This is a genomic window from Candidatus Dormiibacterota bacterium (assembly GCA_036495095.1).
Classification (GTDB): domain Bacteria; phylum Chloroflexota; class Dormibacteria; order Aeolococcales; family Aeolococcaceae; genus CF-96.
Window position 1 is genome coordinate 1 of the sequence record DASXNK010000213.1, and the last position, 10,731, is coordinate 10,731.

The 10,731-nt window shown below is 74.2% G+C and carries 10 protein-coding genes; 5 read left to right on the forward strand and 5 right to left on the reverse strand.

The window, feature by feature from the left end; genetic code table 11:
• The 3 genes from VGL20_22015 to VGL20_22025 all read right to left on the reverse strand — a co-directional run.
• The coding region (locus tag VGL20_22015; GenBank protein ID HEY2706369.1) for a citrate/2-methylcitrate synthase at window positions 1–487 on the reverse strand (487 nt) is incomplete at its 3' end.
• A complete protein-coding gene (locus VGL20_22020; protein ID HEY2706370.1) occupies window positions 487–963 on the reverse strand; it encodes a DinB family protein in 477 nt (158 codons plus the stop codon). The genes VGL20_22020 and VGL20_22015, both read right to left, overlap by 1 nt.
• On the reverse strand, window positions 960–1,916 hold the full coding sequence (locus VGL20_22025) for a fumarylacetoacetate hydrolase family protein (GenBank protein ID HEY2706371.1): 957 nt from the start codon (window positions 1,914–1,916) through the stop codon (window positions 960–962). The genes VGL20_22020 and VGL20_22025 overlap by 4 nt, the downstream gene beginning before the upstream one ends.
• 123 nt (window positions 1,917–2,039) lie before the next feature.
• On the opposite strand from VGL20_22025, the gene VGL20_22030 reads away from it, so the two are divergent.
• Genes VGL20_22030 through VGL20_22045 form a run of 4 tightly spaced genes read left to right on the forward strand, consistent with a single transcriptional unit; the run spans window position 2,040 to window position 5,622 of the window.
• The gene (locus VGL20_22030; protein HEY2706372.1) at window positions 2,040–3,074 is read left to right on the forward strand and encodes a TIGR03617 family F420-dependent LLM class oxidoreductase; all 1,035 of its coding nucleotides are present in this window, start codon (window positions 2,040–2,042) and stop codon (window positions 3,072–3,074) included.
• Window positions 3,071–3,679, forward strand: a complete 609-nt coding sequence (locus VGL20_22035; protein HEY2706373.1) for a helix-turn-helix domain-containing protein — start codon at window positions 3,071–3,073, stop codon at window positions 3,677–3,679. The genes VGL20_22030 and VGL20_22035 overlap by 4 nt, the downstream gene beginning before the upstream one ends.
• A complete protein-coding gene (locus VGL20_22040; GenBank protein ID HEY2706374.1) occupies window positions 3,676–4,257 on the forward strand; it encodes a histidine phosphatase family protein in 582 nt (193 codons plus the stop codon). The genes VGL20_22035 and VGL20_22040 overlap by 4 nt, the downstream gene beginning before the upstream one ends.
• 48 nt (window positions 4,258–4,305) lie before the next feature.
• Entirely contained in the window at window positions 4,306–5,622 is a 1,317-nt protein-coding gene (locus VGL20_22045) for a hypothetical protein (GenBank protein HEY2706375.1), read from the forward strand.
• An 11-nt stretch (window positions 5,623–5,633) separates the two neighbouring features.
• Here the strand turns inward: VGL20_22045 and VGL20_22050 are convergent, their stop codons facing one another.
• Entirely contained in the window at window positions 5,634–7,127 is a 1,494-nt protein-coding gene (locus tag VGL20_22050) for an NAD(P)/FAD-dependent oxidoreductase (GenBank protein HEY2706376.1), read from the reverse strand.
• 71 nt (window positions 7,128–7,198) lie between these two features.
• On the opposite strand from VGL20_22050, the gene VGL20_22055 reads away from it, so the two are divergent.
• On the forward strand, window positions 7,199–8,206 hold the full coding sequence (locus VGL20_22055) for a methyltransferase domain-containing protein (protein HEY2706377.1): 1,008 nt from the start codon (window positions 7,199–7,201) through the stop codon (window positions 8,204–8,206).
• Here the strand turns inward: VGL20_22055 and VGL20_22060 are convergent.
• Window positions 8,112–10,538: a YfhO family protein gene (locus tag VGL20_22060; protein HEY2706378.1), complete on the reverse strand. Its 2,427-nt coding sequence runs from the start codon at window positions 10,536–10,538 to the stop codon at window positions 8,112–8,114. The two genes, VGL20_22055 and VGL20_22060, sit on opposite strands and share 95 nt — an antisense overlap.
• Window positions 10,539–10,731 lie beyond the last annotated feature (193 nt).

Sequence of the window (10,731 nt, forward strand, 5' to 3'; positions counted from 1 at the left end):
TCCGCCGCTGCTCGGCGTCGTGGATGCGCGTCGCCTCGGGGTAGAAGGTGGCGAGCGCGCCCACCGTCGACAGCAGCATCCCCATCGGGTGGGCGTCGTGGTGGAAGCCGTCCATGAAGCGCTTGATGTTCTCGTGCACCAGCGTGTGCATCGTGATGTCGTGCGACCAGTCGGCGTGCTGCTCGGTGGTGGGCAGCTCGCCGTGCACCAGCAGGTAGGCGGTCTCCAGGAAGCTGCTCTTCTCCGCCAGCTCCGCGATCGGGTACCCGCGGTAGAGGAGGATGCCCCGGTCACCGTCGATGTAGGTGATTCGGCTCTTGCACGACGCGGTGTTGAGGAACGCCGGGTCGTAGGACACCAGGCCTCGGGTGTCGTCGTCCGAGACCCTGACCCGCTGCAGGTCGGTGGCCCGGATCGCCCCGTCGCTGATCGGCAGCTCGTAGCTGCGCCCGGTCCGGTTGTCGGTGACCGTGAGGCTGTCGGACATCAGGCTGAGTCTAGGGAGTCCAGCTGATCGGCGTGCTGCTCGAGGTGGCCCACCAGGAACTCCTCGACGATCCGGGTGACGGTCATCGAGCCGAGGGTGGGATGGATGCCGCGCCGTTCCCAGGTGCCGGCGTCGAGCCCGGCGATCAGGTCGCGCAGCGCCGCCGCCTCCTCGTGCACCGTGGCCATCAGCGCCGCGGGGGGCTCGTCGCGGCGGCGGGCGATCTCGGCGATCCGCCCCGGATCGGACTGGGTGCGCCCGAAGGTGGGCGGCTCGTCGGCGGCGAGGACGACGCCGGTCTCGACGATCCAGTACGGGATGAACTCGGCGAGGTGGGCCCAGACCTGCCCCTGGTCCCAGCGCTCGCCGGTGCGCGGGTCGGGGTCGGTGACCCCCCGGGCGGGACCGCGGGCGTGGGCGTCGAGGCGGGCGATCACCGCGTCGAGCCGGTCCAGGAACCCTGCCGCGGGGGTCATCCGCGCTCCTCCTCGTCCTCGGGGCGGAGCGGCCGCAGCGGCACCCCCTCGACGACCCGGTTGCGGAGCCGGCCCAGCACCTCCACCTCGAGCTCGACCTCGTCGCCGGGGCGCAGCCAGGGGAAGGCCTCACCGCCGTGGACCAGGGCGAGCTCGAGGATGCAGCCGGTCCCGCAGGTGCCGCTGCCGGCCACGTCGCCGGGCACCAGCTCGGTGCCCCGGGAGGCGTAGGCGAGCATCTCGCCGAAGCTCCAGTGGATCTCGGAGAGGTTGGCGCGCGAGTACTCCACCCCGTTGACCCGCGCGGTCATGGCCAGGTCGAAGGCGCGGCCGGCGCGCCGCCCGGCGAGCTCGTCGGGGGTGACCAGCACCGGGCCCAGGCTGGTGGCGAAGTCCTTGCCCTTCACCGGCCCCATGCTGAGGCGCATCTCCCGCCGCTGCAGGTCGCGGGCGCTCCAGTCGTTCATCACGCAGTAGCCGGCGATCCGCGCCTCGGCCGCGTCGGGGTCGAGGTCCCGGCCGCTCCGCCCCACCACCGCCGCCACCTCGAGCTCGTAGTCGAGGTCGGTGCAGCCGGGTGGCACCGCCACCGGGTCGCCGTCGCCGGTGAGCGCGCGGGGGTTGCTGAAGTAGAAGACCGGCAGCCGGTACCAGTCCGGGTCCATCTCCAGGCCGCGCCGCCTCCGGGCGGTGCGCACGTGCTGCTCGAAGGCGTAGAAGTCGCGCACCGATGGCGGCACCGGGACCGGCGGTCGCAGCCGCACCGCGGCGGGGTCGACCACCTCCCGGGGGTCGTCGAGCGCCGCCCGTGCCGCCCCGGCGAGCCGCTCGCCGTCGTCGCCGAGCAGGTCGATCAGCCGGGCGCCCTCGGGGAGCGCGTGGAGCATCCCGCCGGAGAGGACGCCGACCCGATCGGTGTCCGATCCGAGATGCCGGTAGGTGGCGAGGCGCATCAGCGGCGATGATAGGCCTCCCGTCCCACCGGTCAGAGGCCGATAATGGGGCGGAGGGCGCCGGGGTCGTACCTCGGCGTCACAGAGCAGGGGGTGCGCCAGGGGGGGCGCGGGAGGTGTCACGTGGGGCTCTGTTTCGACCTGCCCCTGGGGTTCGACGCGGCGGGGCCGGCGGCGGCGCGCGCGGAGGCCGAGGGCGTCGACGGGCTGTGGACGGTGGAGTCCGACCACGACCCGTACCTCCCGCTGGCGATCGCCGCCACCGCGACCGAGAGGGTGGTGCTGGGCACCGCGATCTCGGTGGCGTTCCCGCGCAGCCCCATGGTCCACGCGATGATGACCTGGGACCTCCACCGCCTCGCCCCCGGCCGGGTGGTGCTGGGCCTCGGCAGCCAGGTCAAGGGCCACAACGAGCGCCGTTTCTCGGTCGCCTTCGACCGCCCCGCGGCGCGGCTCCGCGAGATGGTGCTCGCCATCCGGGCGATCTGGCGGTGCTGGCAGGACGGCGCCCCCCTCGACCACCGCGGCGAGTTCTACACCCTGACCCTGATGACCCCGTTCTTCAACCCGGGTCCGGTCGAGGGCGCACCCCTGCCGCCGATCTACCTGGCCGCCATCAACCCGGGGATGATCCGGATCACCGGCGAGGTCGCCGACGGCCTCCACCTCCACCCCCTCACCTCCGCCCAGACCCTCGACCGCTTCACCCTGCCCCGGCTGCGCGAGGCCGCGGAGGCGGCGGGCCGCGACCCCGGGGCGATCACCCTGGTGGCTCCGGCGATGCTCGCCACCGGCCGCACCCGTACCGAGGTCGATGCCGGCCGGGAGCGGATCCGCTCCCAGATCGGCTTCTACGGCAGCACCCGCACCTACCGCCCGCTGCTCGAGGTCCACGATCGCGGCGCCCTCGCCGATCGCCTCCACGAGCTCTCGGTGGCGGGCCGCTGGGACGAGCTCGGGGGCGCGGTCGACGACGAGCTGCTCGACGCCTTCTGCATCAGCGCCACCTGGGACGAGCTCCCGCAGGCGATGGTGCGGCGCTACGCCGGCCGGGTGCACCGGGTGGTGCCCTACGGGAAGCTCGACCCCGAGGCGCCCTGGGGGGAGATCGCCCGCGCCGTCCGCAGCGGCGCCGAGCGTGTCGAGGTGGGGGTATGAGCCTCGCCGTCACCGCCGCAGGCGAGGCCACCCGCGACCGCATCCTCCGCCTCGCCGACGCGCTCTTCGCCGAGCACGGCTACGCCCGGGTGTCGATGCGCCTGGTCGCCACCGCCGCCGGGGTCACCAAGCCGGCGCTCTACTACCACTTCCGCAACAAGGACGCGCTCTTCGAGGAGTGCGTGCTCGCCACCCAGAAGCGCATGGGCGAGATGCTCCGCGAGGCCGCCACCGCGGCCGGCTCGCTCGAGGACCGGGTCACCGCGGTGGCCCAGATCCTGCTCACCGGCAGCCCCCACCACCCGGTCCTGATCCAGAACGACATCGCCGAGCACCTGCCCGCCGAGGTCCGCGAGCGGCTCGACCGGGGCTTCCAGGACAACGTCATCGCCCCCCTCGCCGGCCTTTTCGCCGATGCCGGCACCCGCGGCGAGCTGCGCCCGGAGGTCAGCGACGAGGTGGCGGCGACCAGCATCCTCGGGGTCTGCATGGCCTTCCTGCCGGTGGCCCCCCCGGGGGCGGCCGGGCCGGTGGCGGCGCCCTCCGCCGGGATGATCGCCGACGTGGTGCTGCACGGCGTGAGCGGACGCCCGCAGGTGCCGTGAGCGACCACGTCCGGGTGCTCCTGCTCCGCCACGGCGAGACCGAGTGGAGCCGGGTGGGCAGGCACACCGGGCGCACCGACATCCCCCTCGACGACCAGGGCCGGAGGCGGGCTCGTGAGCTGGTCCCGGTGGTCGCCGGGCTGGAGCTCACCCGGGTGCTGGTGAGCCCGCTGAGCCGCGCCCGCGAGACCGCAGCGCTCGCCGGCCTGCGCGGCCCGCTGGAGATCTGCGACGACCTGGTGGAGTGGGACTACGGCGAGTACGAGGGCCGCACCGCGCCGGAGATCCGCGCCGAGCGCCCGGGGTGGTCGCTCTGGGAGGACGGGGCGCCCGGCGGCGAGACCCTTGCCGAGCTGGGCGAGCGCGCCGACCGGGTGGTGGCCCGGCTGCGCGGGCTCGAGGGCGACGTCGCGGTGGTCGCCCACGGCCACGTGCTCCGCGTCCTCGCCGCCCGCTGGGTGGGGCTCGAGCCCGCCGCGGGCAGGCTCCTGGTGCTCTCGACCGCGCACCTCGGCCGCCTCGGGCACGAGCACGGCACCCCCGCGATCACCCTCTGGAACAGCACCTGCGTCGACTAGCTCCGGCCGCCCCACGGCCGGGACCCGGGTGCGCTAGGCTCCGGCGCCGTGGGCAGGAGCGGCAGGAGGGCGCGGCTGGCCTGGTGGGTGGGAGCCTGCGCGCTGGCCGCCGTGGTGGCGCTGGTGTCGATCCTGCTGGGCGGACACCGGCGCGACGACCCCTCCCTGGACGTGCTCGACGAGTGGGCGCACTACGCGTACGTGGTGGATCTCCAGCACCACCACATCCCGGCATGGGGTGACCCGCAGAACCAGCCGGCCCTGCGCCTGTTCGACTGCCTCGGCAACGGCTTCTACAAGCCGGGGGAATGCGACGGCCGGACCCGGGAGGCGTCGAGGTTCCCCACCGGCGGCTCCTCGTACGAGGCGCAGCAACCCCCCCTGGGGTACCTGCCGTACGCCCTCACCGCCCAGCCCGGCGCCGCGCCGGCGGCAGCCCTCGCCGCCGCCCGGAAGGGCGGCCGGATCTGGACGGTCGCGGCCGCCGTCCTGCTCCTCGCCGTGGCCGCCGTCGAGGGGCTCCCGCTGATCGCGCTCGCGGTCCTGGAGACGACCTGCCTGCTCGGCCCCGTCCACGTCCACGCGGCGGCCACGGTGAACAACGACGCCGCCGGGGTCGCCGCGGGGGCCCTCGCGCTCCTGGTGGCCGCCGCCCTCCGCGGGCGCCGGCGTCCGCTGCTCGGGTTCGCGATCGGGCTGGGCGCCGGCGTGGTCATCGGGATGCTCAAGGGGGTCTTCGTGGTGGCGCCCTTCGCCCTGGTGCTCGCCGGGCTGCTCGCCGAGCGGCCCTGGACCCTGTCCGCCGCCGCCGGGCGCGACGCCCTGCGCCGCAACGCCGCCCTGCTGGGCATGCTCGCCGGTGCGGCGGGGAGCTACCTCGGATGGATCGTCTGGCAGGACGCCCGGGCGAGGGTCTCATCGTCGATCGTCCTCCACCTCCTGCTCGACGCCACCCGCACCGACCACCTCCATCCCAGCTCCATGGTGCGCGGGCTGGCGGCGTTGATGTCCCTGCTCGTCCCCTACTCCCCGGACGCCCCGGTGCACCACATCTGGAACATCGCGTTCCTCGGAGCGGTGGTCGCCGTGGTGGTGCTGAGGACCCGGAGCGACGTGACCTGGGGTACCCGTGCCCTCGCCGGCGCCACCGTCGTCGCGATGGTCACCCTCGCCGCCGGCTGGCCGGTGGTCAACTACGTCCAGGGCCACTGGGACCTCCATGCCGAGACCCGCTACGCGCTGCCGCTGCTGCCCGTGCTGGCCATGGTGGTGGTCCGCTCCGCCGAGCGATTCGGCATGCTCCTGCTCGGTCTCGTCCTGCCCGCCTCCGCGGCCGCCTGGCAGATCGCCACCCCGACGGTCTGACCGCGCCGGGGTCAGCGCCGCGAGGTGAGGGCGGTCGGGCCCGGGACCGGAGAGCCGGTCAGCTGCAGGTCACCCACGTCGCCGTCGCCGCCGGCCTCCTCGTGGTACTCCTCCTCGACGTTGACCGACCAGACGTCGTGGCGGGCGCCGAGGATGTTCTCGACCGACAGCAGCGCGGTGTACATGGAGTGGTCCTGGTTGTTGTACTTGTGCATGCCGTTGCGCCCCACCGGGTGCACGCCCGCCACCTGCTCCTCCAACCAGCGGCGGATGGTCTCGACGCTGGCCCTGTAGGTGGCGTCGTAGAGCGGGTACGCCTTGGGCATGCGCACCACGTATCCCGCCTCGCAGCGGTCGGCGGCCACCAGGTCGAGCTTCTCCAGCTCGCGCTTGGCGAGCGCGATCAGCTCGCCGTCGGGCGCGGCCCAGAGCGGGTCGCCCTCGGTGACGAAGAACTCCAGGCCCAGGCAGGTCTTTCCGTCCTTCACCAGGTACGGCGACCAGGAGCCGAAGTTCTGGATGCGGCCGACGTTGACGCTGGGGTCGTGGATGTAGATCCAGTTGTCGGGGAAGCTGTGCTCCTCCGGCACCACGATCGCCACGGTGAGGAAGTCGCGGTGGCGCAGGGCGCGCGCCGCCTGCTGCACGGCGGGCGGCGCCGGGGGATCCATCGCCAGCACCAGCTCGCCGAGCGGCATCGAGGAGACGACGTCGGTGGCGGGCAGCCGCACCGGCTGACCGTCGACGCGCGCGGTCACGCCGCACACCCGGCCGTCGTGGTGGTGGACGGCGAGCGCCGGCGCGCTCATGTGCACCGTCGAGCCCGCCCTCTCCACCTTGTCCCTGGCGTACTCCCACATCATCCCGGGGCCGTACTTGGGGTAGTGGAACTCCTCGATGAGGCTGGTGATGTCCTTCTGGTTGCGCCGGGGGAGGACGGCGTTCATCACCGCCTTCATCAGCGACAGGTGCTTGATGCGCTGGGCCGCCCAGTCCGCCTGGATCTCCGTCGCCGGCATCCCCCACACCTTCTCCGTGTACGTCTTGAAGAAGATGCGGTACAGGCGCCAGCCGAAGCGCGCGGCCGTCCACCCCTCGAACGACGTCTGGTCCCGGGGTGGATGGAGGCGCGCCCAGAAGTACGAGAGGAAGCAGCGCGCCGCCTCGACGAGACCCAGTCCCTCGAGCGCGTTGAACGCGCGCAGCGGATAGTCGAACATGCTGCCGCGGTAGTAGATGCGGCTCATCCGCGGTCGCAGCAGGAAGTTCTCCTCGCCGAGGATGTCCAGCCACAGCCTCTCCACGGGCGGCACCTTGGTGAAGAAGCGATGGCCGCCGATGTCGAAGCGCCAGCCGTCGCGCTCGACGGTGCGGGCGATGCCGCCGACCACGTCGTCGGCCTCCAGCGTCGTCGACGTGATGCCGCGGCGGCTCAGCACGTAGGCGGCGGTGAGCCCGGCGGGCCCGGCCCCGATGATGACGACCTCCGGATTCCCGGGGCTCACGGTGCCTGCAGCCACATGGTCCGGGCGATGATACCCGGGGGTGAACTACGATGTCGCGCGATGGTGGGAGCATGAGCGCCGTCGACACCGCCACCGCAGCGGCGGCGTCGCCCACCGGCGGCGAGATCCCGGCGCGTGAGCTGCTGACCCGGTTCCTGTCCGGCTCGGGGGTCGAGATCGGCCCCGGGCACGTGCCCTTCCCGCTGCCCTTCGGCGGCGCCGCGGTGGGCTACGTCGACCGCTGGCAGCCCGAGGACAACCGCAGCCTCTTCCCCGAGCTGGGGGAGGGCGGCGCCGGCTTCGTCCGTCCCGACGTGGTCGCCAACCTCGACACCGACCGGCTGTCGGGCCTGGCCTCCGAGAGCCAGGACTTCGTCATCGCCAGCCACGTCCTCGAGCATCTCGCCGAGCCGCTGGGCCAGCTGGCCGACATCCACCGGGTGCTCCGCCCCGGCGGGGTGGCGCTGATCCTCCTCCCCGACCGCCGCCACACCTTCGATCGCGACCGCGCCCCCACGCCCCTGCACCACCTCGTCCGCGAGCACCGTGAGGGGGTGACGGTGGTGGCCGACGACCACCTCGAGGACTTCCTCCGCGGCACCGGCGGCTGGGACGACACCTGGGACGAGGCCCGGCGCCGCGAGGTCTTCGACCTCCACCGGCGGCGGTCGGTGCACGCTCACACCTGGTCGCAGGAGGAGTTCTGCGAGGTCGTCGAGCACACCGTCCGGGAGATGGGGATGCGCTGGGAGCTGCTCGACGCCGTCTTCGTCGAGGACGCCCCGGTGCCCTTCGAGTTCGGCATCGCGCTCCGCCGCAGCGCCGCCGCGGGCAGCCCCGAGGAGCTGTCGGGCCGCCTCCGGGCCACCTGGGGCTCGCTGGCCTGCCGGGCCCGGGCGGCGGCGCGGACCGCGGCGGCGCGCGAGGCGCTGCGTGGCGAGGCCGAGCGCCACCGCACCGCCGCGGCCGCCGCCGAGGCCAGGCTCAGCCGCCTGACGAGCCTGCGCGCCTACCGGATGGCGCTGCGGCTGCACCGGCTGCTGTCGCGGGTGCGCGGCGGCCCGTCAGGGCGGCGCTGACCCCGGCCTCGCGCCGCCGCCGGATCGCGCCGGCGCCCAGGGCGGCACCCGCGCCCACCAGCCCGACGAGGCTCAGCAGCGCTCCCGCGACGACGCTGGTGGGGGCGTAGCGCAGGGTGACGACGTGGTGCCCCGCCGGCACCCGGACCGCCTGGAACGCGAGGTTCGCCGGCAGCACCGGCGCCGGGGTCCCGTCGACCTCGGCCTGCCAGCCTGGGTCGTAGGTCTGGCGGACGACGACGGTCTGGGGACCGGCCCCGTCCACCGCGAGGACGACCTCGGCAGGGCGGTGCGAGGTCAGCCGCACCTTCCCCGCGGCAGCCGGGCCGGCGCAGCAGGAGCCCTCCACGACGTCGACCGTCGGCAGGGTGGTGCCGAGCATCCCTGCCGCCACCGAGGAGGTGGCCGCGAGCGCCACGCCGGTGGCCGCGTAGGCGAAGGGACGTGGCCCCGGGACCCGGCTGATCGTCACCCCCTGGCCACGGTACGCCGGCTGGGTCCCCGGCAGCGGCGAGCCCTCCGGGGTCATCACGTACGCCACCCCGGCGAGGGCGAGGCGGCGCAGGTCGGGACGGCCCAGGAGGGTGATCAGCGAGTCGTCGCGATAGTCGGGGTCGGCACCGCCCCAGTAGGCGTGGGTCCGCCGGGGGATGAGGACGTCGTATCCGCGGACGTCGTCGACTCCGTAGAGCATCGCCGTGTTGGGGAGCATGACCGTCCCGGTTGCGGCGACGCTGCCCTCCTGCGCGTGGCCGGCGAGGAACGCCATCGCCGGGTTGTCCGGCACCACCCGGGGTGGGAGCCGCGGGTTGTACGGGAGGGCGACCAGCAGGGCCTCGGCGAGGACGACACCCAGGATCCCCACCGCCGCCGGCCGCCTCCAGCCGCAGAGGGCGGCGGCGGCGAGGACCAGGGTGGCGATGCCGGCGAGCGCGGCCACACCGACCCAGAAGCCGATCATGCCCGCCACGTCGGGGGCGAGCCGGTCGATCCCCGCCCCCCTCACCCGCAGCAGCCACCAGGCGGCGACGAGGCCGGCGACCGCGACCGCGCCGAGGCCGGTGAGCAGGCCGCCGAGGGCGGGGCGCCGGCGCCGGAGGCCGTGCTCGAGCGCGTCCACCCCGAACGCCCCGAGGGCGACCACGCCGAGGCAGAGCACGGCGAGGAACCGTCCGTTGTTGCTCGACCCGTAGAGCGGAAGCCGGACCATGACGGGGCTGAGCAGCCCGTACACGATCGCCGCCGACAGGCCGGTGACGAGCAGGAGCCCGGCGGCGGCGCTGCTCGCGAGCCGGCCGAGCCTCCAGGCTCCCAGCGGGCTGAGCAGGAGCATGGCGACGCCGGCCCAGCCGGTCGACTCCGCGTAGTTCGGCGGCCGGCCGTCGAGCCCGTCGATCGCGGGGCTGCCGTGACCGTTGGGCACCAGCCAGCTGGCCGCCTCGCTCAGCGTCAGGTGACCCGCCCCCAACCCCGCGCGGGTTCCCCAGACGGCGGAGTCGCGCAGCGCGCTGAGGAAGGGGAGGAGCTGCACCGACGCAACCACGACCGCCCAGACGCCGGCCGCCGTCAGCAGGCCGGCGAGGCGGATGCGCTGCGCCACCCGGCCACCCAGGCGCACCAGCGAATAGAGAACGAGAGCGGTTCCCAGGGTGAGCGAGCTCTCCGCGTGACCGGCGAGGAACTGGAGGGCGAGCACCAGGGCGAGGACGGCGGCGGCGCGGACGGTCCGCCGGGCGATCACGCCCTCGAGTGCCCAGAACGCCCACGGCATCAGGGCTGCGACCGAGGCCGCCGGGTAGCCCAGCCACACGGTGACGAAGGAGCAGGTCGCGAACCCGACCCCGGCGACGATCGGGGCGATGCCACGAGCACCGAGCCGGCGCACGAAGAGCGCCATTCCCAGCCCCGCGACCCAGAGCCTGGCGAGCATCGCGATGCTGAGGCCGACCGCCGGGGTGAAGGCGAGGGCGAGCCAGGTGAACGGCGAGAACACCGCCGACTGGTCGTTGGCGAGCAGCGGCGTGCCCGACAGCGCGTGGGGATTCCAGGTCGGCAGGCTCCCCGACAGGATCGCGCTGCGCACCTCGCCCTGCCAGGGAAGCATCTGCAGCACCTGGTCGGAGAGCAGGAAGTTGGCCGCGGGCGGGCTGCTGCCCGCCCAGGGTGCGACCCCGGCGAGGCTGCCACCGCCGACGATGACCGACCGCCCGGCGAGCACCGACGCGAACCGCGCCACGAACAGGATGGCGACCGCCAGCAGCGCCAGCTGGGCCGGCGACGGCCTCCGCACCCGATCACGCCAGGAGGCGGCGGGACCGGGCCACCTTCGCATATGGCCGGCGATGGTACGTCGGGGGCGGGGGCGCCGGCAGCGCGCGTGCCATACTCCGCCCCCACCGGGACCTCAGCACACATGGCCGACTATCCGATCTTCATCAACTGCCGCGACCGGGTCACCCCGCTGCGGGCGCTGGTCCGCTGGCTGGAGCGCGCCGGCTGCACGCGCATCCACCTCGTCGACAACG

Coding starts and splice junctions, on each gene's coding strand:
- VGL20_22020 (HEY2706370.1), bottom strand. CDS start 963: ATGACCCCCGCGGCAGGGTTCCTGGACCGGCTCGACGCGGTGATCGCC.
- VGL20_22025 (HEY2706371.1), bottom strand. CDS start 1,916: ATGCGCCTCGCCACCTACCGGCATCTCGGATCGGACACCGATCGGGTC.
- VGL20_22035 (HEY2706373.1), top strand. CDS start 3,071: ATGAGCCTCGCCGTCACCGCCGCAGGCGAGGCCACCCGCGACCGCATC.
- VGL20_22055 (HEY2706377.1), top strand. CDS start 7,199: ATGAGCGCCGTCGACACCGCCACCGCAGCGGCGGCGTCGCCCACCGGC.
- VGL20_22060 (HEY2706378.1), bottom strand. CDS start 10,538: ATGCGAAGGTGGCCCGGTCCCGCCGCCTCCTGGCGTGATCGGGTGCGG.